Source organism: Pseudomonas sp. FW305-25, from assembly GCF_017351415.1.
GTDB lineage: Bacteria > Pseudomonadota > Gammaproteobacteria > Pseudomonadales > Pseudomonadaceae > Aquipseudomonas > Aquipseudomonas chlororaphis.
Window position 1 is genome coordinate 121,092 of sequence record NZ_JACNDE010000014.1, and the last position, 21,039, is coordinate 142,130.

Below are 21,039 nucleotides of genomic sequence, written 5' to 3' on the forward strand. Positions count from 1 at the left end.
AAGCCCGGCCTTCGCGCCGGGCTTTTTTTCGGCCGCGAATTGTCTGGCCCGGAGCCTGTAGCCGCTGCCGCAGGCTGCGATCGGCCGGCACGGCCGCGACACTCTGAAGATCGCAGGAAGGCCTTCGGCCTTATCGCAGCCTGCGGCAGCGGCTACAGGATCAGCACCACTGGTCAGACCGGTCATGCCAATTTTCGGATTTACCCTTGTATTCGCGGGAAACTCGGGCATAGACTGCGCCTGCACTGGACATACCGGTAAGACCACAATAATTAAGTCCCGAATCTGATGCGCTCCGCGCACGGCAGCCGGGACACCGACCAGGATTCCCCTCATGCTCAGATGGTGCTCGCGTTCGATTTTCCTCCAGGTAGTCCTCGGACTGATGCTCGGCATCGTGTGCGGACTGACACTCCCCGAATACTCCTCGCAACTCAAGCCACTGGGCGATGCCTTTATCAAGCTGATCAAGATGCTGATCGGCCTGATCGTCTTCTGCGTGGTGGTCAGCGGCATCTCCGGCGCCGGCGACCTGAAAAAGGTCGGACGCATCGGGCTCAAATCGGTCATCTACTTCGAAGTCCTGACCACCATCGCCCTGGTGATCGGCCTGGTCTTCGCCTTCACCACCGGCATCGGCAGCGGAGCCAATATCCATCTGGAACAGCTGTCCGCCGCCGACATGGGCGACATCGCCCAGCGCAGCCAGCACATGCATGGCACCTCCGAGTTCCTGATGGGGCTGATCCCCAACTCGGTACTGGGCGCCTTCGCCGAAAACAACATCCTGCAGGTGCTGCTGTTCTCCGTGCTGTTCGGCAGCGCGCTGAACCTGGTGGGCGAAGCCGCTTCCGGCATCTCGCGGCTGATCAACGAACTCAGCCACATCATTTTCCGCATCATGGGCATGATCGTGCGCCTGGCGCCGATCGGCGTGTTCGGCGCCATCGCCTTCACCACCAGCAAATACGGCCTGGACTCGCTGCAGCACCTGGGCAGCCTGGTGGGCCTGTTCTACCTGACCTGCTTCGCCTTCGTGGCGGTGATTCTCGGGCTGGTCATGCGCTGTTCCGGCCTGCGCATGCTGCCGTTCCTCAAATACCTGCGCGAGGAGCTGCTGATCGTCCTCGGCACCGCCTCCTCCGACGCCGTACTGCCACAGATCATGCGCAAACTGGAGCACCTGGGCATCGGCAGCTCCACGGTCGGCCTGGTCATCCCGACGGGTTATTCGTTCAACCTCGACGGTTTCTCGATCTACCTGACCCTGGCCATCGTCTTCATCGCCAATGCCACCGGTACGCCGTTGTCGATGTCCGATTTGCTGACCATCTTGCTGGTGTCGCTGATCACCTCCAAAGGCGCCCACGGGATTCCCGGTTCGGCGCTGGTGATCCTGGCCGCCACCCTGACGGCGATCCCGGCCATCCCGGTGGTGGGCCTGGTGCTGGTGCTGGCAGTGGACTGGTTCATGGGCATCGGCCGGGCGTTGACCAACCTGATCGGCAACTGCGTCGCCACCGTGGCGATCGCCCGCTGGGAAAAAGACATCGATATTCAACGGGCCAACAAAGTCCTGAGCGGCCAGCAGGGCTATGGTTTCCAACCGCGCAAACCGCTGCCCGGCGCGCAGCAGCAGGAGTTCTGAGGCATGCCTTGTGCCTCTCGCCGGCAGGCACAACAATCAGCGCCTGCCATGGGCCTCATCCGCCATATTCCAGGGAGTGAACAGTGATCACCTCGTCAACGGTTGTAAATTCAGTGGTAGAAAAGCTGCGGGCGGCCTTGGCCCGTGGTCAATGGCGCTCCGGCGACATGCTGCCAGGGCAACGTGAATTGGCCGAGCAACTGGGCATCAGCCGCCCGAGCCTGCGTGAGGCGGTGACTGTTCTGGAAACCCTGGGCCTGGTGCGCTCCATGCCCGGCAAAGGCGTGGTGGTGCTTGAGGCCAGCCTCAACGAACAACCGGCCAGCGACAGCGGCGTGGCGGGCGCCAGCCTCGAGGATGTACTGCAACTGCGCTACACCCTCGAGCCGTTCATCGTCGGCCTGGTGGCGCAGTCCATCAGCAGCAAGGAAGTGGGCCAGTTGCGCCTGACCCTGATGGACATGCGCGAGGCCTTGGACGCCAACGACAGCGAAGCCGGGATGAACGCCTACATCGCCTTCCATGAAGAGCTGTTCACCCTGACCTCCAACCCGATCTTCCAGAACGTGGTGCAGCAGACCAGCAACGCCCTCAAGCAGAGCGCTGAGATCCTGCGCAACTCGCCGGAGCACCTGGCCGAACGCCTGGAAGAAAACGAAGCGGTGGTCCGGGCGATCCGCAACAAGAACAGCGCGCTGGCCAGTGCCGAAATGCGCCGGCACATCCTCAGGGAAGGCCAGCGCATGGGCATCGAGCTGAACATCCCGGACGACCATCTGGGCAACTAAGCCGCACAACACTTTCGTATCGGTAACCGGACTGGAGACAGGCCATGGCCAGCTACGCCTTGAACAAACTTGCATTCCCCCTCCCCGCTGCCCTGCCACGGCGCCGCAGCGGCGAGAAAAAACTGCTGGTCGACGATGTCTACCCGCAGATTTTCGATGCCATTCTCGAACAACGCATCGCCCCCGCCAGCCGGTTCACCGAGGACAGCCTCGGCGAAGTGTTCGGGGTCAGTCGCAGCATCATTCGCCAGGTCCTGGCGCGTTTGTCCCATCAACAGGTGATCATCCTGCGGCCCAACCATCGGCCTCAGGTGGCGGCTCCGGACCACGAGCAAACGCGACAGATCCTGCACGCCCGCCGCCTGACGGAAATCACCCTGGTCAGGCTCGCCTGCCAGCAACCGGCCCCGCGCAACCTCAAGCGTCTGCGAGAACTGATCTCCGCTGAGCGCGATTGCATCGACCGCGGCTTGCGTGGCCCGGCGATCCGCCTGTCCGGCGAGTTTCACCTGCAATTGGCCGAGGTGGCCGGCAACGCGCCGCTGGCGCACTTCCTCGGCAGCCTGGTGCCGCTGACGTCACTGGCGATTGCCCACCATGAAACCCGCGCCTGCAGCCATTGCGCCTGGCAAGAGCACGCGGCGATTGTCGATGCCATCGAAGACGGTGACGTAAAGGCCGCGGTCGCCTTGATGACCGGGCACCTGGATCACCTGGAGGAAAGGTTGCTCAAGGCCAGCGCGGTTCCACAGTAACCGGCGTTTCGCGAGCACGCTCGCTCCTGCAGACCGGAGCGGGCTTGTTCGCGATGACCTCGTGGCAAATGTGTAACGAAACTACTGCGCCGCCATCCGGGCGAATCCGGCACGGATCTTCTCTTCCGGCAGATCGTCGGCAATGAACACAATCACGCTCTCCCGTGTCTCGCCTTCGGCCCATTCAGTATCCCAGTCGAAACCGTACAGCTTGAGCACGCCCTGGAACACCAGGCGCCGTGGCTCACCGGCAATGTTCAGCACGCCCTTGTAGCGCAGCAGTTGCTTGCCGTGCTCTTCCAGCAGTTCGTTCATGAACTCGCTGAGCCGGTCGATATCCAGCGGCGCGTCGGTGCGCAGCACCAGGCTGGAAATACGATCGATGGAGGGCGCCTTGCTCACCGGACGCAGGCTGACTCCGCCACCCAGGTCGGCGTTCAGGTTGAAGCCTCGCACATCCAGCAGTTCGGCCAGGTCGATGCGGCCATGCTCGACCACACGGATCGGCGCACGGCGGTTGATCCGGGTCAGGCGCTCGCTCAGCGCGTTGAAGGTCTGCTCGTCCACCAGGTCGCGCTTGCTCACCAGCAGGCGATCGGCGAAGCCGATCTGGGCCTGGGCGATGGTTTGGGTCAGGTGGTGCTCGGCGTGCTTGGCGTCCACCAGGGTGATGATGCCGTCGAGGATATAGCGCTCGCGCAGCTCTTCGTCGATGAAGAAGGTCTGGGCCACGGGCGCGGGGTCGGCCAGCCCGGTGCATTCGATCACCAGCCGGTCGAAGGCGATCTCGCCGCTGTCCAGCCGTTCCAGCAACAGGTACAGCGCCTTGGTCAGATCGGTGTGGATGGTGCAGCAGACGCAGCCATTGGACAGCGTCATCACTTGCACCGGCTCGTCGCCCAGCAACTGGGTGTCGATACCGGCATCGCTGAATTCGTTTTCGATCACGGCGATTTTCAGGCCGTGTTCGGCCTTGAGCAGGTGACGCAGCAAGGTGGTCTTGCCCGCGCCGAGGAAGCCGCTGAGAACGGTGACGGGGATTGGAGAGGACAAAAGCGGTTCTCCTGAAAAAATGGGAACGCAAAAACAACTGTAGGAGCGAGCTTGCTCGCGAAGAACTCAAGGACACCGCGTGCGTTCAGAATGAACTCGGTGTCTTTACGTTTTTCGCGAGCACGCTCGCTCCTACAGAGGGACTAACGAATCAACAGCATTTTGGCCCGGCTTTGCCGCCGTACCGTGCTTCCTGGCGTTCCCGGAAGAACGCCTCGTACGACATCACCGGCTTGTCCGGGTGCTTGGTCTGCATATGCTCGACGTAGTTGTCGTAGTCGGGCATGCCGACCATCAGGCGCGCGGCCTGACCGAGGTATTTACCGAGGCGACTCAGGTCATTGAACACGATTGCAATCCTCGATCAAGCATCTGGCAGTGCATGGAATGGCGATTCTTTATCCGTGCGTTCTTTTTTACCCCAGGCGGAAATACCCACCTTGAGGGCGTAGAACAGGATGCTGAATACCACCAGCAGGAACAGCACCGTCAGCGTGGCGTTGGTGTAGGCGTTGAAGATCACGTGCTGCATCTGCGTGATGTCCTTGGCCGGCGCGAGGATCTGACCATTGGCCAGGGCATCGCTGTACTTCTTGGCCAGGGCCAGGAAACCGACGGCCGGGTTGGCGTCGAACAGCTTGATGAGGCCCGCGGTGGTGGTGCAGATCAGCAGCCAGGCGGCTGGCAGCAAGGTCACCCAGATGTAGCGTTGACGCTTCATCTTGATCAGCACCACGGTGCCAAGCATCAATGCGATACCCGCCAGCATCTGGTTGGAGATGCCGAACAGTGGCCACAGGGTGTTGATGCCGCCCAGCGGGTCGATCACGCCCTGGTACAGCAGGTAACCCCAAAGGGCCACGCAGCCGGCGGTGGCGATCAGGTTGGCGGTCCAGGACTCGGTGCGTTTCAGGGCTGGCACGAAGGAGCCCAGCAGGTCCTGCAGCATGAAACGACCGGCACGGGTACCGGCGTCCACCGCGGTCAGGATGAACAGCGCTTCGAACAGGATCGCGAAGTGGTACCAGAACGCCATGGTGTTCTCGCCCGGCAGCACATGGTGGAGGATCTGCGCGATACCGACCGCCAGGGTCGGCGCACCGCCGGCACGGGCCAGGATGGTGGTTTCACCGATGTCCTTGGCCACCGCTTGCAGGGCGTCCGGAGTAATGGCAAAGCCCCAGCTGCTGACCGTCTGCGCCACAGTGACCACGTCACCGCCGACGATGGCCGCCGGGCTGTTCATAGCGAAGTACACGCCAGGCTCGATCACCGAAGCGGCAACCATCGCCATGATGGCCACGAAGGACTCCATCAGCATGCCGCCGTAACCGATGTAACGGGCGTTGGTTTCGTTATCCAGCAGCTTCGGCGTGGTCCCGGAAGAGATCAGCGCGTGGAAGCCGGACACCGCGCCACAGGCGATGGTGATGAACAGGAACGGGAACAGGCCGCCTTTCCAGACCGGGCCGGTGCCGTCGGTGAACTGGGTCAGCGCCGGCATTTTCAGCTCGGGCATGGTGATCAGGATGCCGATCGCCAGGGCGATGATGGTGCCGATCTTGAGGAAGGTCGACAGGTAGTCGCGAGGCGCCAGGATCAGCCATACCGGCAGCACCGCGGCGACGAAACCGTAGCCGATCAGCATCCAGGTGATCTGTACGCCGGTGAAGGTGAAGGCCTTGGACCACACGGGATCCGCGGCAATCTGGCCCCCCAGCCAGATCGAGCCCAGCAGCAGGAGCACGCCGATGATGGAGATTTCACCGATGCGGCCCGGGCGGATGTAGCGCATGTAGACGCCCATGAACATCGCGATCGGGATGGTCGCCATCACCGTGAAGATGCCCCACGGGCTTTCGGCCAGGGCCTTGACCACGATCAGCGCCAGCACCGCGAGGATGATGATCATGATCAGGAAGCAGCCGAACAGCGCGATGGTCCCCGGGATCCGGCCCATTTCCTCACGGACCATGTCGCCCAGGGAACGGCCGTTGCGCCGGGTGGACATGAACAGGACCATGAAGTCCTGCACCGCCCCCGCCAGCACCACCCCGGCAATCAGCCAGAGCGTGCCGGGCAGATAGCCCATCTGCGCCGCCAGTACCGGCCCCACCAGCGGGCCCGCGCCGGCGATGGCCGCGAAGTGGTGACCGAAGAGAATGTGCTTGTTGGTCGGAACGTAGTCCAGACCGTCGTTGTTGAGCACGGCGGGGGTGGCCCGGCGCGCATCGAGCTGCATCACGTTGTTAGCGATGAACAGGCTGTAGTAACGGTATGCGACCAGATAGATGGCCACGGCAGCAACCACGATCCACAAGGCGTTGATCGCCTCGCCGCGGCGCAATGCCACTACGCCGAGGGCGCACGCTCCTACGATTGCCAGCACCAGCCAGGGTAAGTGGCGTAGCGGGCTATTATTATTTTTCATTTTATTATTCCAGCCAGGGTGGACAAGAAAGACAGCCATCCGGAGTTTAGCGCTACTGGCCCCAAAGGCCACCCCCCACGTTGGTCTAGAGCGTCCTTTTGAGTTTTTTCCTAGGTTTTGCACCGCCTCGGTGCAAGCGTTCCCGGAGCACTGAACCACCCGAGCGAAAAAGCGGTCGCACCTGTAAGGACTCGTCGTCTGGAGTGCCCATGCCCGCGCCGCCCAATAGACCGCCGTTGTCACCGCCGCTGCTGTATCTGCTGTTCCTGGTGGCGGCGCTGTCGCTTGCCGACGGTGTGCCCTTGCCGGTCCCGGTCAACGGCTGGCTGCGCACCTTGGCCCTGCTGTTGATTATCGGCGGCCAGGGCCTGTCGTTCTGGGCGATGTGGCGTCTCAGGCAACGGCACACCACCACCAGCAATGCCGGCGAACCCCGGCGCCTGCTGTGCGATGGCCCGTTCGCAATCTCGCGCAACCCCATCAATCTCGGCGACACCCTGGGTTACTGCGCCATCGCCCTGTTGCTCGGCAGCCTGTGGCCGTGGCTGCTGTTGCCGCTGCTGATTTACCTGATGAACCTGACGGTGATCCGGCCGGACGAGCACCATCTGCTGGAGTTGTTCGGCGACCGCTACCGTGACTATTGCCGCAAGGTGCGCCGCTGGCTGTAGCGGGTTGGGCAAACCCGGGTCTATAGTCATTTCACCATGCAGAGGGGCTGCTCATGAGCGAACACCATTCCGATCGTCGCCGTTTCAAACGCATCGCCTTCGATGCCCGTACCGAACTGAGCCAGGGCCCTTATCGCTGGTCCGTGCAGTTGGTCGATCTCTCGCTCAGGGGCATGCTGATCCAGCGCCCCGATCCCTGGCTGGGGGACGAAAGCCAGCCGTTCGAAGCCGATATCCATTTGAGCGATGACGCCGAAGTACGCATGGACGTGCGACTGGCGCACGACGATCACGGTCAGTTGGGCTTCGTCTGCCTGCATATAGACTTGGAGTCGATCGAACATCTGCGCCGGCTGATCGAACTGAATCTCGCCGACCCGCAGGAGCTGGAGCGCGAGCTGGGGGCGCTGCTGGAGGTTTGAGCGCCCGCCTCTTCCCGTCAGCCGTTCAGGGGAACGCCGAGGGCTCGGGGAATTCGCTTTCCATATCCCAATAACCGGGCTGTTGCCGACTGGCGGCGGTCCACTGCCCGTCCACCCAGCGATAAATCCGGTAGGTGATCACAAAATCGTCACCCTCGCTGGCAGGCGCCGAAGACACCTGGGCGATCGACTCGGTAGCCCCCGATGCCGATGGAAGTATCCGCCAGGCCGCCTTGCCGGTCTGGGCCATCTCCAGCGGGCGCTGCTCGCCGTTTTCGTCCCGATACAGTACGGGCTCCAAGCGGCTTTGCGTCGGCGCCAGGATCTGCGTGGCCGGGCCGCTATAGCTGCCCATTGGGGCCGTCTGATCGACGGTGAGGAAAAATGCCGGGTATGGCAGGCCGCTGAGCGGTGCCTTCTCCACCTTCGCCAGCGGGTAGCCCAGGGCCTGCTCGGCCAGCACTTCGCCAACCTCCGACACCAGGCGCACCCGAGCCTCCAGCTGCGGCTGGTGCTCGCTGTCCGTCGACTCGTCGAAGGTTTCCTCGTCCAGGCCACTGCCCCAGCTCTGCGCATGCAATTGCGCGGTGATGCGCCGGTCTTCCAGCACCTCGAGCACCGTGCCGTCGCCGACCAGCAGTTCCTGGGCGATCCGATAGCCGTGCGGCGCATCTTCCTGGCTGGCCGCAGCCAGGCCGCTGGCCCACAACAGCGTAAAACCAAGGGCGCCAAGGCCCGCTCCTGTCATCCGCATCAACTGCTTCCTTTCAGTAAGGGGTCATTCGAACAGCGCATCCAGCGCCTGCTCCAGACGGGTTACCGCAATGATTCGCAGGCCCGGTGGAGGCTCTTTTGGGGCATTGCCCTTGGGCACGATGGCCCGCTTGAAGCCGTGCTTGGCCGCTTCCTTGAGGCGCTCCTGGCCGCTCGGCACCGGGCGCACTTCGCCGGACAGGCCGACTTCGCCGAACACCAGCAAGTCGTGGGGCAAGGGCCGATTGCGCAGGCTGGACATCACCGCCGCCATCAACGCCAGGTCGGAGGCGGTTTCCAGCACCTTGACCCCGCCGACGACGTTGAGGAACACGTCCTGATCGTGGGTCGGAATGCCGCCGTGGCGGTGCAGTACCGCCAGCAGCATCGCCAGGCGGTTCTGGTCCAGGCCCAGGGTGACCCGCCTTGGGTTGGCCAGGTGGCTGTCATCCACCAGCGCCTGGACTTCCACCAGCATCGGCCGGGTGCCTTCCCAGGTAGCCATGACCACACTGCCCGGGACTTCTTCCTGGGCACGGGTGAGAAAGATCGCCGAAGGATTGGAAACTTCTTTCAGGCCGCGGTCGGTCATGCCGAACACGCCCAGCTCGTTGACCGCGCCGAAGCGGTTCTTCACCGCCCGCAGCAAGCGCAGGCGGCCGTCGGATTCACCTTCGAAATACAGCACGGTGTCGACCATGTGCTCGAGGACCCGCGGCCCGGCCAGCGCACCCTCCTTGGTCACATGGCCCACCAGGAAGATCGCCGTGCCGCTCTGCTTGGCGTAGCGCACCAGTAGCGCCGCGCTTTCGCGCACCTGGGAAACACCGCCGGGGGCCGATTGCAGTTGCTCGGTGAAGATGGTCTGGATCGAGTCGATCACCATGACCTTGGGCTTCTCCTGCCGGGCCGTGGCGATGATGGTTTCGATACAGGTTTCGGTCATCACCCGCAGCTGATCCTGGGGCAGGCCCAGGCGCCGGGCGCGCATGGCCACCTGTTGCTGCGATTCCTCGCCGGTGACGTAGAGCGCCGGCATGCGGGTGGCGATGTTGCACAAGGTTTGCAACAAAATGGTCGACTTGCCGATCCCCGGGTCGCCACCGATCAGCACCACCGAACCATCGACCAGGCCGCCGCCGAGCACCCGGTCCAGTTCGCCGGAAGCCGTGGAAAAACGCGGGATCTCTTCGACGCTGACCTCGGCCAGGGTCTTGATCTGCGCCTGCTGCCCGGCCCAGCCGGTACGACCGCTGGGGGCCGCGGCACCGCCGCTTTCCACCATGGTCTCGGTCAGGGTGTTCCAGGCCCCGCATTCGCCGCACTGGCCGGCCCATTTGGGAAAGGTTGCGCCGCACTCGGTGCAGCCGTACATGCGCTTGGCCTTGGCCATCTGATCCCCCGGGCAAAAACCGCGATGATAGCTCAGCTGGAGCGGATCAGCGCGGCGCCACCGTGCGGATTTCGCCCTCGGCCAGACGCGTGGCGCTGTTGCCCAGCGAGTCCTCGGCATTCAGGTCGGCGCCCTTGGTCGCCAGGGCGTCGAGCAGCTCCACCCGCTTGAACAGCCCGGCGTACATCGCCGCCGTCTGGCCGGCGCCGTTGCGCTGGTCGGGGTTGCAGTCGGTGGCCAGCAGGCGCCGGGCGATCTTCACTTCGCCCTTGAAAATGGCGCCCATCAGCGCCGTGTTGCCCCTTTTATCCTGCACGCAGGCGTCGGCACCGGCGGCCAGCAAACGCTCCACCGCCGGCCCCTGGCCGTGATATGCCGCGAGGATCAGGGCGGTGTAGCCCTTCTCGTCCTGGGTATCGAGGGAATAACCAGCCTCGATAAAGGTATTGAGCATCTCGACGTCGCCGCGACGGGCCGCATCGAAGTAGTAATTCTCTAGTTGGACCTTGACCGCCACCGGGTCCGCGGGGGCCGGCTGCTGCGCATGAGCGCCCAGCGAGCAGGCGGCCAGCAGCAGCGAAATGAACAGGCGCATGGTGCGACTCCCTTGTCTCAAAGATTCTGTAGGAGCGAGGCTTGCCCGCGATGACTTCAACCGGGGCAAATACGCTCGTCAGTTAGAACGCCATCACCGGTATTGGGGCCGCTTTACGGCCTTTCGCGGGCAAGCCTCGCGCCTATATAAAGAGGAAGCGTCACGCCAGGGGCGTGACGCGGGGTGGGATCAATCCGACAGCTTGGCGGCCAGGGCCTTGACCCGGGCCAGGTCGCCCTTGGCCACCTTGGTCACGCCAGTGCCGTACTCCGGATCGGCCTTGTAGAGGAACGACAGCATGATGTGCTTGCTCTCGTCATCGGTGGTCGCCAGGGAACCGCCGAAGTTCTCGATCAGGTCCTGACGCTCCTTCTGGCTCAGCGAACGATACAGATCGCCGGCCTGCTTGAAGTTCTGCTCGCGCTGGATCTTAGCCTGCTGGGTGCTGCCACTCAGCGCCAGCTGGCTGTAACGCGCACTTTGCGGCTCTTCACGCGGCATCAGGCGGCTCGGCTGGTAGTTCACGCCGGTGCTGGTGCTGCCGCTGTTCATCGCGCCGTCCTGGTTGCCATTGTTCACCGCGACTTTCGGCGCGTTGATCGGCAATTGCAGGGCGTTGGCGCCCAGGCGGTACAGCTGGGTATCGGCATAGGAGAACACCCGGCCTTGCAGCAGGCGGTCTTCCGACGGCTCGATGCCCGGCACCAGGTTGGCCGGAGCCATAGCCACCTGTTCGGTTTCCTGGAACACGTTGGCCGGGTTGCGGTTGAGCACCATCTGCCCGACCTTGCGCTCAGGCACGCCCGGCCAGATCTTGGTGGCATCCAGCGGGTCGAAATCGAACTTGGCCAGATCTTCCGGCTTCAGGACCTGGACATACAGGTCCCATTTCGGGAAGTCGCCCTTGTTGATATGCGTCACCAGGTCATTGGTCATATGGCTGTAATCGCGCCCCTGCACCTCGACCACTTGTTTGGGATCGAGGTTGTTGATGCCCTGCAAACTCTTCCAGTGAAACTTCACGTAATGCACTTCGCCCTTGGCATTCACCAACTTGTAGGCGTGCACGCCGTTACCGTCCATTTCCCGGTAACTGGCCGGAGTACCGGAATTGGAATACAGCTCGGTCAGGGTCCGGGTGGCTTCCGGAACATGGGAGAAGAAATCGAAGCGCCGGGAATCGTCATCCAGGTTGGTGCGCGGATCAGGTTTGAATGCATGCACCATGTCCGGGAATTTGATCGCGTCGCGAATAAAGAACGTCGGGAAGTTGTTGCCGACCAAGTCCCAGTTACCATCGGCGGTATAGAACTTGGTAGCAAAACCACGCGGGTCACGCAGGGTTTCCGGCGAATGGTTGCCATGCACTACCGCGGAAAAACGCACGAATACCGGTGTTACCTGGCCGGCGGCGAATACCTTGGCCTTGGTCAGGTCGCTCAGGCTGTCGATCACGGTGAAGGAACCATGGGCACCGGTGCCACGGGCATGCACCACCCGCTCTGGAATGCGCTCGCGATCGAAACGCTGGAGCTTCTGGATCAACTGCACATCCTGCAGCAATACCGGTCCGGTAGCGCCCGCGGTCTGCGAGTTCTGGTTATCGCCCACCGCGGCCCCGTTGTCGCGGGTCAGAGTGGCGGCCTGTACGGAAAGAGAAAGCATACTGGCGGCGAGTACGCCCAATACGCGTCGTTGGGAAAAACTCCCAAGGCCAATGATCATGGTCATGTTTTATTCCTCTGGTTTTAATCAAACGCATCCAGGTGCGCCTGTCAGAGGCTAGTGACCAAAGAGTCGAACTCTAAATAGAAAGGTCGCAACAGTCTGATTGAAAAAATATTCTGGTATGTAAGAGCAAGCGCAGGTATTTCGCGCACGATTGGTGGCACTTTGTAAACTATTTGCCGTTAACTCGGTCGATAACTGCGAACGCTGTAAGCAGTTGTTGCAAGCAAGATGCCTTGTGCTGAATTACACTGCGTTCACCAACCTCATCTGTAACAAGGAATAACCTATGGGCGTGCTAAGTGAGTTCAAGGCCTTCGCGGTCAAAGGTAATGTGGTCGACATGGCCGTCGGTATTATCATCGGCGCCGCATTCGGCAAGATCGTCTCGTCATTTGTTGGCGATGTAGTCATGCCGCCAATCGGCTTGCTGATCGGTGGGGTGGACTTCAGTGATCTGGCGATCACGCTCAAGGAAGCTGTCGGCGAGACGCCGGCCGTGGTGCTGGCCTATGGCAAATTCATCCAGAGCCTGATCGACTTCATCATCGTTGCCTTTGCCATCTTCATGGGTGTGAAGGCGATCAACCGCCTGAAGCGCGAAGAGGCCGTGGCGCCAACCCTGCCGCCGGTTCCGACCAAGGAAGAAGAGCTGCTGGGCGAGATCCGCGACCTGCTCAAGGCGCAGAACAACAAGCCCTGAGACTCCTGCCGCAACAAAACGGCGCCCCTGCTGGTATTGCAGGCGGCGCCATTTTTTTACCAGTAGTTTTCCACCGCCACCTGTCCGGGCCGCCGGGTCAGGCTCAGGTGCATGTCCCGTTGTTTGAGCAAGGCGCGGGTGTCGTCGATCATCTGCGGGTTGCCGCAGAGCATCACTCGCGAGTGCTCGGCGCTCAGGGGCACGCCAGCGACACGTTCCAGTTCGCCGCTCTCGATCAGATGGGTGATCCGCCCGTTGAGGCTGCCCGGATGCTGCTCACGGGTCACCGTGGTGATGACTTGCAGCTTGTGGGCAACTTCCGCCAGATAATCGCGCTGTTTCAGCTCGGCCAGCAATTGCTGATAAGCCAGTTCCTTGGCTTCGCGCACGCTGTAGACCAGGATGATCCGCTCGAATTTCTCCCAGACTTCGAAATCCTGCAGGATCGAAACAAAAGGCGCGATCCCGGTGCCGGTGGACAGCAGCCAGAGGTCGCGGCCATCGACGAAACGGTCCAGGGTCAGATAACCGAACGCCTGCCGGTCCACCATCAGGGTATCGCCCTCCCCCAGCCGGCTCAGCTCGCTGGTGAACTCGCCGCCAGGCACGACGATGGAGAAGAACTCGAGAAACTCGTCGAAGGGCGAAGACACCATGGAGTACGCGCGCCACACCGTGCTGCCATCGGCCTTGGTCACCCCCAGGCGGGCGAATTGCCCGGCGCGAAAGCGAAAACCCGCGTCCCGCGTGGCGCGCAGGGTAAACAGGCTGGGAGTCAGGGGCTGGACGTCGAGCAAGGTCTGGCGCGTGTATTTTTCTGCACTGGCAGTCATGGCAGGCTCCAATAAGCGAATGCCCTTAGTGTCCCGCAAAGCGCGCGGCAGAAACACCGGCGGTTTGTAATGGCATAGAGCGCGGGCAATCGAGCGCAAAAAAACGTACCATTGGCCCCCTCTTCGGGCACCTGCCACGCGGCCTGCGCGCCACCTGCCCGAACGGTCCAGCCCGCATCGCGCCCCTCCCGCCGGCAGGACATTCACCGATTACCAAGAGTCCGTCCCATGCCCCTGCTCGAAAGCCCCTTCGCCCAGCTCGACCTGATCCGCCAGCCCGAACAACAGAACGAGCCCCTGCAAGCCTTCGATGCGGCGGACGAGTACTTGCTCAATCACCTGGCCGAACAGCAGCCGACGGCGGACACCCGGGTGCTGGTGCTCAACGACAGCTTCGGCGCGCTGGCGGCCAGCCTGGTCGGACGCGTACAGGTGCGCAGCAGCGGCGATTCGTTTCTCGGCGCGCTGGCGCTGGAGAAAAACCTGGTGCGCAATGGCCTGCCATTCGACGTCGTAACAGTGGTACCGGCCAGCGAGCCGTTGACCGGGCCGTTCGACCGCGTACTGATCCGCGTGCCCAAGACCCTGGCCCTGCTGGAAGAACAGCTGATCCGCCTGCAAGGCCAACTGGCCCCGGGCGCCCAGGTGGTGGCGGCGGCGATGGTCAAGCACCTGCCGCGGGCCGCCGGCGACCTGCTGGAACGCTATATCGGCCCGGTACAGGCTTCGCTGGCGGTGAAAAAAGCCCGTTTACTGATCGCCACCCCGGAGGCGAAAACCCCGGCGGTTTCGCCCTACCCGACCCGCTACAAGCTCGACGAGCCCGCCATCGAGCTGCTCAACCACGCCAACGTGTTCTGCCGCGAAGGCCTGGACATCGGCACCCGCGCCTTCCTCCCGCACCTGCCGAAAAACCTCGGCAAGGCCCGGGTCGCGGACCTGGGGTGCGGCAACGGCGTGCTGGCCATCGCCAGCGCCCTGCACAACCCCGACGCCCATTACACCCTGGTGGACGAATCCTTCATGGCCGTGCAATCGGCCCTGGAGAACTGGCGCGCGACCCTGGGCGAGCGCGAAGTGACCGTGCGCGCCGGCGACGGCCTGGCCGGCCAGGAGCCGCAGTCGCTGGACGTGGTGCTGTGCAACCCGCCCTTCCACCAGCAGCAGGTGGTCGGCGACTTCCTCGCCTGGCGCATGTTCCAGCAGGCCCGCGAAGCCCTGGTGGTGGGCGGCGCGCTGTACATCGTCGGCAACCGCCACCTGGGCTATCACAGCAAGCTGGCGCGGCTGTTCCGCGGCGTCGAGCAAGTGGCCGCCACGCCCAAGTTCGTGATCCTCAAAGCCCGCAAATAATCCCCCTCTCTGTAGGAGCGAAGCTTGCTCGCGATACGTGCCACGCGGAATGCCTGAAGCACTGCGTTATCGTTCATCGCGAGCAATCGAGCGTCGACCGGCTGCTCCTACGAAAGAAAAAACGTAGCAACCCCAGACCAAAAAAAACCCTCCAGAGGAGGGCTATAAAACCGTGCCGCAAGGCAACGGGATGGGATGAGCGGTAGTAAAAATCAGTGCGTGGTCAGGCCCGCGGCGTTCATGAACATGCGCATCAGGCTGGCGACGATAAACAGCGCCAGCACGCTGCCGACCCAGATCCCGGCGAGCCAGCCCAGGCGCTGCCAGAGCGGTTTCTTTTCGGCTTCTTCGATTTCCTGCAACGTGGGTTTACCAGCCATCATCGAATACTCCTCTCGGAATGGAGACGATGGCGTCGCTCGGGGCGCCATCGCGAGCAGGTCCGCTCCCGCGCGGGGAGCGGCGCATTGACTAGTGGTAGCCGTCTTCGTGGGTGACCTTGCCGCGGAACACGTAGTAGCTCCAGAAGGTGTAACCCAGGATGAACGGGATGATGAACAGCGTGCCCACCAGCATGAAGCCCTGGCTTTGCGGCGGCGCGGCGGCGTCCCAGATCGAGATCGACGGCGGCACGATGTTCGGCCACAGGCTGATGCCCAGGCCGCTGTAGCCGAGGAAGATCAGCACCAGGGTCAGCAGGAACGGCGTGTAGTGAGCATTGCGGGCCACCGCACGCAGCAGGCCGTACATGGTCACCAGCACCAGGATCGGCACCGGCAGGAACCAGAACAGGTTCGGCAGGGTGAACCAGCGCGAAGCGATTTCCGGGTGGGCCAGCGGCGTCCAGATACTGACGACACCGATCACCGCCAGCAGCACGAAAGCCAACGGCCGCGCCAGGTCATGCATCTGCTCCTGCAGCTTGCCTTCGGTCTTCATGATCAGCCAGGTGCAGCCGAGCAAGGCATAGGCCACCACCAGCGCGATACCGCAGAACAGGGTGAACGGCGTGAACCAGTCCAGCGAACCGCCGGCGTACTGGCGGTCGACCACCGGCAGGCCATCGATGAAGGCGCCCAGCGCCAGCCCCTGGAAGAAGGTCGCCGCCACCGAACCGCCGATGAACGCCTTGTCCCAGATGTGGCGCTTGGCTTCCTTGGCCTTGAAGCGGAACTCGAAGGCCACGCCGCGGAAGATCAGGCCGATGAGCATCAGGATCAGCGGCATGTACAGCGCCGAGAGCACCACCGAATAGGCCAGCGGGAAGGCGCCGAACAGCGCGGCACCGCCCAGCACCAGCCAGGTTTCGTTGCCGTCCCAGACCGGGGCGACGGTGTTCATCATCACGTCACGGTCGCGGGAGTCCTTGACGAACGGGAAGAGAATCCCGATCCCCAGGTCGAACCCGTCCATGACCACGTACATCATGATGCCGAAGATGATGATCACGGCCCAGATCAGCGGAAGATCGATACCCATGACTCAATTCCCCTTGTTCAGGCTGGTGCCGTTGTCTTCGGCATCGTCGTCGGCGGCCGACAGCGGACGGGCCGGCGTGCGTTTCTGGCCAGGACCTCCGTGGCTGACTTCCGCGCCTTCGTTGGTCTTCGGCCCTTTGCGCACCAGGCGCATCATGTAGCCGATACCGACCCCGAACAGCGAGAAATACACCACGACAAACAGCGCCAGGGTGATGCTCATCTGCATCAGGCTGTGCCCGGACGAAGCGTCCGCGGTACGCATCAGCCCGTAGACCACCCACGGCTGGCGACCGATCTCGGTGGTGAACCAGCCGGCGAGGATCGCGATCAGGCCGGATGGGCCCATCCACAGCGCCAGGTACAGGAACGCGCGGTTCTGGTAGATGCGGTCACGCTTGCGCAGCCACAAGCTCCACAGGCCGGTGAGGATCATCAGCATGCCGAGGCCGACCATGATCCGGAACGACCAGAACACGATGGTCGAATTCGGCCGGTCTTGCGGCGGGAACTCCTTGAGCGCCGGCACCTGCTTGTCCAGCGAGTGAGTGAGGATGAGGCTGCCCAGATACGGGATCTCGACGGCGAACCTGGTCTTTTCTGCCTTCATGTCCGGCCAGCCGAACAGGATCAGCGGGGTCGGCTCGTCACCGACGTTTTCCCAGTGCCCTTCGATCGCGGCGATTTTCGCCGGCTGGTGCTTGAGGGTGTTGAGGCCGTGGAAGTCGCCGATCACGGCCTGGATCGGCGCGACGATCAGGGCCATCCACATGGCCATCGACAGCATGCGGCGGATTGCCGGGTTATCGCGGCCACGCAGCAGGTGCCAGGCAGCGGACGAACCGACGAAGAACGCGGTGGCGACAAAGGCGGCCGTGGCCATGTGCGCCAGGCGGTACGGGAACGACGGGTTGAACACCACCGCCAGCCAGTCCACTGGAATCACTCGGCCGTCGACGATTTCGTAGCCTTGCGGGGTCTGCATCCAGCTGTTGGACGAGAGAATCCAGAAGGTCGAAATCAGCGTACCGATGGCCACCATCACAGTGGCGAAGAAGTGCAGCTTGCGCCCGACCCGGTTCCAGCCGAACAGCATCACGCCGAGGAAGCCGGCTTCGAGGAAGAATGCGGTGAGCACTTCATAGGTCAGCAGCGGCCCGGTAACGGAGCCGGCAAAATCGGAGAACCGGCTCCAGTTGGTGCCGAACTGGTAGGCCATGACCAGGCCCGAGACCACCCCCATGCCAAAGTTGACGGCGAAGATCTTCGACCAGAAGTGGTACAGGTCACGGTAGGTATCGTCGCGGGTCTTGAGCCACAAACCTTCGAGCACCGCCAGGTAGCTCGCCAGACCGATGGTGATGGCGGGGAACAGGATGTGGAACGAGATGGTGAACGCGAACTGAATTCGGGCGAGATCTAGTGCCTCCAAACCGAACATAAGCTTTCCTCTGTCAGGTAATACCGGCTGCCGGCTGGAGGCCTGCACCCACTGCCCCCACGGATCTGGAGTGTGGCGAATTCGAATTCGTTCTTTTTAAACCCATCGCAACGCAGGGAGTCTGGCCATCTGGCCACCAGACCCAACCTTGCAAAAGGTTTTGATCTGGATCAATCAACGTTGAAAGAGTAGTCGCATTTTCGCCGTTGGTTTGTGTGGTCTTTTGTCGCGTGACAGGTTGCCTCACCACGTCAAGCACGGGGTTTCCCCGAAGTTTTGCTCTCCCTGTAGCCGCTGCCGCAGGCTGCGATCGACCGGAACGGTCGTGGCGATTTCTGCTCCCTCGAAGGTCCTTCGGCCCTTATTGCAGCCTGCGGCAGCGGCTACAGGGATTGGGTTATTTCGAATGAACGAGATAGATGCGAGGCTAAGGATTCTGCAACTATTGGTTACATCTTGGTGATAACCTCGCCTTACTCCACGCCCAGACCTGCCTTTCAGATGCCCAGCCAAGACCCTCTGCTGCTTCGCCATCACCGTCCGTTCATTGCTTTCTGGCTGGCGCGGATCTTCACCGCCAGCGGCTTCCAGATGCTCACCGTGGCCATCGGCTGGAACCTCTACCAACTGACCGGCAACGTGCTCGACCTGGGCCTGGTCGGGCTGGTGGAGTTCGCGCCGCGGGTGCTGTTCATGCTGCACACCGGGCATGTGGCGGACCGCTATGACCGGCGCAAGGTGGCAGCCATCTGCCAGTCGCTGCAGGCGCTGATCGCCCTGTCCCTGGCCATCGGCAGCGCCACCCATAACGTCACTCGCGAGATGATCTTCATCCTCGCGTTCCTGCTGGGCGCCGCCCGCTCCTTCGAGATGCCGACCACCCAGGCGCTGCTGCCGAGCATCGTGCCCAGCGCGCTGTTCCCGCGCGCCGTGGCGGCCGCACAGTCCGCCCAGCAATCGGCGACCATCGTCGCGCCGGCCCTCGGCGGCCTGCTCTACGCCTTTGGCAGCGTGTGGGTCTATGGCCCGACCGTGCTGCTGTATGTGATCGCCTGCTGCCTGATGCTCAACCTGCCCGCGCGGCAGACGCCGCTGAACAAGGGCAAGGCCACCCTGGATTCGTTGCTGGCCGGGGTGCGCTTCATTCGCAGCCGGCCGGACATTCTCGGGGCGATCTCCCTGGACCTGTTCGCCGTATTGCTGGGCGGCGCCACCGCCCTGCTGCCAGTGTTCGCCAAGGACATCCTGCTCACCGGCGCCTGGGGCCTGGGCCTGCTGCGCTCGGCGCCGGCGGTGGGGGCCCTGCTGATGTCGCTGTGGCTGGCGCGCTTTGCCGTCGACCGCCATGTCGGCCGGGTGATGTTCACCGCCGTCGGCGTGTTCGGCGTCGCCACCATCGCCTTCGGCCTGTCGACCTCGTTCTGGTTTTCGCTTGCGGTGCTGGTGGTGCTGGGCGCGGCGGACATGATCAGCATGGTGATCCGCGCCTCCTTCGTGCAACTGGAAACCCCGGATGAAATGCGCGGCCGGGTCAGCGCCGTCAACGGCCTGTTTATCGGCGCTTCCAACCAGCTCGGCGAGTTCGAGTCGGGGCTTACCGCCCACTGGTTCGGCACCGTGCCGGCGGTGGTGCTGGGCGGAGTCGGCACCCTGCTGGTGACCGGGGTGTGGATAAAACTGTTCCCGACCCTGGCCCGTCGCGATCGCATGCATGGGCCGGTGGAAGAACAAGCCAAGGCCTGATTCGAGGCAGACAGGAGCCACGCGGGACGTCGCCGTTGATCGTCCGATTCACGCGCTGCAATACATATCCGTTGGGAAGAGTGTAAGGTATCGCCTTACACTCGCCGCATGATCAAATCCTTTCAGCACAAAGGCCTCAAGGCCTTCTATGAAACGGGGTCGACTCGAGGGATCCGAGCCGATCATGCGAGGCGCCTGGCGCGCATGCTGCCTTTCATGGATCACGCGACAGAGCCTGACGACCTCGACCATCCCGGGATGGCGGTTGCATCCGCTCAAGGGCGAGCGTCGCGAATACTGGTCACTGACCGTATCGGGCAATTGGCGAGTGATTTTTCGTTTTACGGGTTCGGATATCGAGCTAGTCGACTATCTGGATTACCACTGAACAGGAGGCAGGATCATGCCCATGCACAACCCGCCACATCCCGGTGAAACACTGCGTGTGGACGTATTGCCCGAGTTGGGAATCAGCGTGACGGAACTGGCCAGGCATCTTGGCTACGCCCGTCCCCATCTCTCCAAGGTGCTGAACGGCCACGCGCCGATCCGGCCGGAACTGGCGGTAAGGCTGGAACGCGCCGGAATAGGTAAAGCCAAGGTATGGCTGGCGGTACAGGCTGACTACGATATCTGGCAGACCGAACAAGCCTTGTTACCGCGCATCGAGCCCATTGCCGCTCATGTCTGCTGAGCGCTAAACCAGCAACTCCCCCTCCACCACCGTCCGCCGGCCCCTGCCGCACAGTTGTTCCACCAGGGTCAGGGCAAAACTCAGGGCCGCCCCCGAGCCTTGCGCGGTGATGCAGTTGCCATCCACCACCACCGGCTGGTCGACGAAGTTGCAGCCCGACAGCTGATGGCTGGCGCTGGGCAGGCAGGTCATGCGCCGCTGGCGCAGCACCCCGTAACTCTGCAACGCCAGGGCCGGCGCTTCGGCGATGCCGGCGAACAGGCGCCCGGCGGCGGCCTGGTCCTTGACCAATTGCATCAAAGGCTGATGAGCCGCCAGGTGCTGCGCGCCGACGGCACCACCGGGCAGCACGATCAGGTCGAAGTTCTGGGCCAGCACATCCACCAGCATGCCGTCGGCGGTCATCCGGGTGCCGCGGGCGCAGGTGAGCATGCGCCGCCCTTCGATACTGGCCACCAGCACTTCGACTTGAGCACGGCGCAGCACATCGATCAGGGTCACGCTTTGCAGGTCGTCGACACCCTCGGCGAGGGGAATCAGGGCTCTAGAGGTCATGG

21 protein-coding genes and 1 pseudogene are annotated in these 21,039 nt (G+C 62.9%); 10 read left to right on the forward strand and 12 right to left on the reverse strand.

All coding sequences use genetic code 11. The features are described 5' to 3' along the window. Positions 1 to 334 precede the first annotated feature (334 nt). The 3 genes from J4E58_RS15835 to J4E58_RS15845 all read left to right on the forward strand — a co-directional run bounded on the left by J4E58_RS15835 (position 335) and on the right by J4E58_RS15845 (position 3,191). On the forward strand, positions 335 to 1,648 hold the full coding sequence (locus J4E58_RS15835; RefSeq protein WP_009045724.1) for a C4-dicarboxylate transporter DctA: 1,314 nt from the start codon (positions 335 to 337) through the stop codon (positions 1,646 to 1,648). A gap of 83 nt (positions 1,649 to 1,731) precedes the next feature. Beyond that, entirely contained in the window at positions 1,732 to 2,436 is a 705-nt protein-coding gene (locus J4E58_RS15840) for a FadR/GntR family transcriptional regulator (protein WP_007930042.1), read from the forward strand. Positions 2,437 to 2,480: 44 nt separating this feature from the next. Next, entirely contained in the window at positions 2,481 to 3,191 is a 711-nt protein-coding gene (locus J4E58_RS15845) for a GntR family transcriptional regulator (RefSeq protein WP_087091936.1), read from the forward strand. An 81-nt stretch (positions 3,192 to 3,272) separates the two neighbouring features. On the opposite strand, the gene yjiA is transcribed toward J4E58_RS15845, so the two are convergent. From yjiA to J4E58_RS15860, 3 genes are all read right to left on the reverse strand, one after another. Then, the gene (gene yjiA / locus J4E58_RS15850) at positions 3,273 to 4,244 is read right to left on the reverse strand and encodes a GTPase (protein ID WP_087091935.1); all 972 of its coding nucleotides are present in this window, start codon (positions 4,242 to 4,244) and stop codon (positions 3,273 to 3,275) included. Between the two features lie 151 nt (positions 4,245 to 4,395). Further along, positions 4,396 to 4,593, reverse strand: coding sequence for a YbdD/YjiX family protein (locus tag J4E58_RS15855; protein ID WP_007930039.1), 198 nt, complete (start codon positions 4,591 to 4,593; stop codon positions 4,396 to 4,398). Positions 4,594 to 4,608: 15 nt separating this feature from the next. Next, the gene (locus tag J4E58_RS15860; RefSeq protein ID WP_053262750.1) at positions 4,609 to 6,675 is read right to left on the reverse strand and encodes a carbon starvation CstA family protein; all 2,067 of its coding nucleotides are present in this window, start codon (positions 6,673 to 6,675) and stop codon (positions 4,609 to 4,611) included. Positions 6,676 to 6,884: 209 nt separating this feature from the next. Here J4E58_RS15860 and J4E58_RS15865 point away from each other — a divergent pair, with 209 nt between their 5' ends. Together J4E58_RS15865 and J4E58_RS15870 are read left to right on the forward strand one after the other, a co-directional pair. Continuing rightward, positions 6,885 to 7,346: an isoprenylcysteine carboxylmethyltransferase family protein gene (locus J4E58_RS15865; RefSeq protein WP_007930037.1), complete on the forward strand. Its 462-nt coding sequence runs from the start codon at positions 6,885 to 6,887 to the stop codon at positions 7,344 to 7,346. 53 nt (positions 7,347 to 7,399) lie between these two features. Further along, positions 7,400 to 7,768: a PilZ domain-containing protein gene (locus J4E58_RS15870; RefSeq protein ID WP_007930036.1), complete on the forward strand. Its 369-nt coding sequence runs from the start codon at positions 7,400 to 7,402 to the stop codon at positions 7,766 to 7,768. Positions 7,769 to 7,793: 25 nt separating this feature from the next. On the opposite strand, the gene J4E58_RS15875 is transcribed toward J4E58_RS15870, so the two are convergent. The 4 genes from J4E58_RS15875 to katB all read right to left on the reverse strand — a co-directional run bounded on the left by J4E58_RS15875 (position 7,794) and on the right by katB (position 12,240). Continuing rightward, positions 7,794 to 8,522: a hypothetical protein gene (locus tag J4E58_RS15875; protein WP_087091934.1), complete on the reverse strand. Its 729-nt coding sequence runs from the start codon at positions 8,520 to 8,522 to the stop codon at positions 7,794 to 7,796. Positions 8,523 to 8,546: 24 nt separating this feature from the next. Next, positions 8,547 to 9,914 carry a DNA repair protein RadA gene (gene radA / locus J4E58_RS15880; protein ID WP_007930034.1) on the reverse strand — a complete coding sequence of 456 codons (1,368 nt, stop codon included), beginning with the start codon at positions 9,912 to 9,914 and terminating at the stop codon, positions 8,547 to 8,549. A gap of 46 nt (positions 9,915 to 9,960) precedes the next feature. Further along, positions 9,961 to 10,509 carry an ankyrin repeat domain-containing protein gene (locus tag J4E58_RS15885; RefSeq protein WP_053262752.1) on the reverse strand — a complete coding sequence of 183 codons (549 nt, stop codon included), beginning with the start codon at positions 10,507 to 10,509 and terminating at the stop codon, positions 9,961 to 9,963. 189 nt (positions 10,510 to 10,698) lie between these two features. Next, the gene (gene katB, locus J4E58_RS15890) at positions 10,699 to 12,240 is read right to left on the reverse strand and encodes a catalase KatB (RefSeq protein ID WP_087091933.1); all 1,542 of its coding nucleotides are present in this window, start codon (positions 12,238 to 12,240) and stop codon (positions 10,699 to 10,701) included. Positions 12,241 to 12,526: 286 nt separating this feature from the next. Between katB and mscL the strand changes: the two genes are divergently transcribed. Further along, on the forward strand, positions 12,527 to 12,940 hold the full coding sequence (mscL, locus tag J4E58_RS15895) for a large-conductance mechanosensitive channel protein MscL (protein ID WP_007930031.1): 414 nt from the start codon (positions 12,527 to 12,529) through the stop codon (positions 12,938 to 12,940). Positions 12,941 to 12,996: 56 nt separating this feature from the next. On the opposite strand, the gene J4E58_RS15900 is transcribed toward mscL, so the two are convergent. Further along, complete coding sequence (locus J4E58_RS15900) at positions 12,997 to 13,773, reverse strand: ferredoxin--NADP reductase (RefSeq protein WP_009045734.1); 777 nt, start codon at positions 13,771 to 13,773, stop codon at positions 12,997 to 12,999. A gap of 228 nt (positions 13,774 to 14,001) precedes the next feature. On the opposite strand from J4E58_RS15900, the gene J4E58_RS15905 reads away from it, so the two are divergent. After that, positions 14,002 to 15,126 (forward strand): methyltransferase, encoded by a 1,125-nt coding sequence (locus tag J4E58_RS15905; protein ID WP_087091932.1) that lies wholly within the window; start codon positions 14,002 to 14,004, stop codon positions 15,124 to 15,126. 212 nt (positions 15,127 to 15,338) lie between these two features. Here the strand turns inward: J4E58_RS15905 and J4E58_RS15910 are convergent, their stop codons facing one another. The 3 genes from J4E58_RS15910 to J4E58_RS15920 all read right to left on the reverse strand — a co-directional run bounded on the left by J4E58_RS15910 (position 15,339) and on the right by J4E58_RS15920 (position 18,045). Then, a complete protein-coding gene (locus J4E58_RS15910; RefSeq protein WP_023969448.1) occupies positions 15,339 to 15,506 on the reverse strand; it encodes a DUF2474 domain-containing protein in 168 nt (55 codons plus the stop codon). Positions 15,507 to 15,597: 91 nt separating this feature from the next. Then, positions 15,598 to 16,605 carry a cytochrome d ubiquinol oxidase subunit II gene (cydB, locus tag J4E58_RS15915; RefSeq protein WP_087091931.1) on the reverse strand — a complete coding sequence of 336 codons (1,008 nt, stop codon included), beginning with the start codon at positions 16,603 to 16,605 and terminating at the stop codon, positions 15,598 to 15,600. A 3-nt stretch (positions 16,606 to 16,608) separates the two neighbouring features. Continuing rightward, positions 16,609 to 18,045: a cytochrome ubiquinol oxidase subunit I gene (locus tag J4E58_RS15920; protein WP_087091930.1), complete on the reverse strand. Its 1,437-nt coding sequence runs from the start codon at positions 18,043 to 18,045 to the stop codon at positions 16,609 to 16,611. A 501-nt stretch (positions 18,046 to 18,546) separates the two neighbouring features. Here J4E58_RS15920 and J4E58_RS15925 point away from each other — a divergent pair. From J4E58_RS15925 to J4E58_RS15935, 3 genes and pseudogenes are all read left to right on the forward strand, one after another. Then, complete coding sequence (locus tag J4E58_RS15925) at positions 18,547 to 19,788, forward strand: MFS transporter (protein ID WP_087091929.1); 1,242 nt, start codon at positions 18,547 to 18,549, stop codon at positions 19,786 to 19,788. A gap of 108 nt (positions 19,789 to 19,896) precedes the next feature. Beyond that, a pseudogene (locus J4E58_RS15930) lies at positions 19,897 to 20,176 on the forward strand (type II toxin-antitoxin system RelE/ParE family toxin). Between the two features lie 15 nt (positions 20,177 to 20,191). Further along, on the forward strand, positions 20,192 to 20,482 hold the full coding sequence (locus J4E58_RS15935) for a HigA family addiction module antitoxin (RefSeq protein WP_009050977.1): 291 nt from the start codon (positions 20,192 to 20,194) through the stop codon (positions 20,480 to 20,482). Between the two features lie 3 nt (positions 20,483 to 20,485). Here the strand turns inward: J4E58_RS15935 and J4E58_RS15940 are convergent, their stop codons facing one another. Then, positions 20,486 to 21,037: a DJ-1 family glyoxalase III gene (locus J4E58_RS15940; protein WP_087091928.1), complete on the reverse strand. Its 552-nt coding sequence runs from the start codon at positions 21,035 to 21,037 to the stop codon at positions 20,486 to 20,488. Positions 21,038 to 21,039 lie beyond the last annotated feature (2 nt).

Excerpts from the sequence above, each read along its gene's own strand:
- J4E58_RS15835 (WP_009045724.1), top strand. The coding sequence starts at position 335 with ATGCTCAGATGGTGCTCGCGTTCGATTTTCCTCCAGGTAGTCCTCGGA.
- J4E58_RS15845 (WP_087091936.1), top strand. The coding sequence starts at position 2,481 with ATGGCCAGCTACGCCTTGAACAAACTTGCATTCCCCCTCCCCGCTGCC.
- J4E58_RS15860 (WP_053262750.1), bottom strand. The coding sequence starts at position 6,675 with ATGAAAAATAATAATAGCCCGCTACGCCACTTACCCTGGCTGGTGCTG.
- J4E58_RS15865 (WP_007930037.1), top strand. The coding sequence starts at position 6,885 with ATGCCCGCGCCGCCCAATAGACCGCCGTTGTCACCGCCGCTGCTGTAT.
- J4E58_RS15870 (WP_007930036.1), top strand. The coding sequence starts at position 7,400 with ATGAGCGAACACCATTCCGATCGTCGCCGTTTCAAACGCATCGCCTTC.
- J4E58_RS15875 (WP_087091934.1), bottom strand. The coding sequence starts at position 8,522 with ATGCGGATGACAGGAGCGGGCCTTGGCGCCCTTGGTTTTACGCTGTTG.
- radA (WP_007930034.1), bottom strand. The coding sequence starts at position 9,914 with ATGGCCAAGGCCAAGCGCATGTACGGCTGCACCGAGTGCGGCGCAACC.
- J4E58_RS15885 (WP_053262752.1), bottom strand. The coding sequence starts at position 10,509 with ATGCGCCTGTTCATTTCGCTGCTGCTGGCCGCCTGCTCGCTGGGCGCT.
- katB (WP_087091933.1), bottom strand. The coding sequence starts at position 12,240 with ATGACCATGATCATTGGCCTTGGGAGTTTTTCCCAACGACGCGTATTG.
- mscL (WP_007930031.1), top strand. The coding sequence starts at position 12,527 with ATGGGCGTGCTAAGTGAGTTCAAGGCCTTCGCGGTCAAAGGTAATGTG.
- J4E58_RS15900 (WP_009045734.1), bottom strand. The coding sequence starts at position 13,773 with ATGACTGCCAGTGCAGAAAAATACACGCGCCAGACCTTGCTCGACGTC.
- J4E58_RS15905 (WP_087091932.1), top strand. The coding sequence starts at position 14,002 with ATGCCCCTGCTCGAAAGCCCCTTCGCCCAGCTCGACCTGATCCGCCAG.
- J4E58_RS15910 (WP_023969448.1), bottom strand. The coding sequence starts at position 15,506 with ATGGCTGGTAAACCCACGTTGCAGGAAATCGAAGAAGCCGAAAAGAAA.
- cydB (WP_087091931.1), bottom strand. The coding sequence starts at position 16,605 with ATGGGTATCGATCTTCCGCTGATCTGGGCCGTGATCATCATCTTCGGC.
- J4E58_RS15920 (WP_087091930.1), bottom strand. The coding sequence starts at position 18,045 with ATGTTCGGTTTGGAGGCACTAGATCTCGCCCGAATTCAGTTCGCGTTC.
- J4E58_RS15925 (WP_087091929.1), top strand. The coding sequence starts at position 18,547 with ATGCCCAGCCAAGACCCTCTGCTGCTTCGCCATCACCGTCCGTTCATT.
- J4E58_RS15935 (WP_009050977.1), top strand. The coding sequence starts at position 20,192 with ATGCCCATGCACAACCCGCCACATCCCGGTGAAACACTGCGTGTGGAC.
- J4E58_RS15940 (WP_087091928.1), bottom strand. The coding sequence starts at position 21,037 with ATGACCTCTAGAGCCCTGATTCCCCTCGCCGAGGGTGTCGACGACCTG.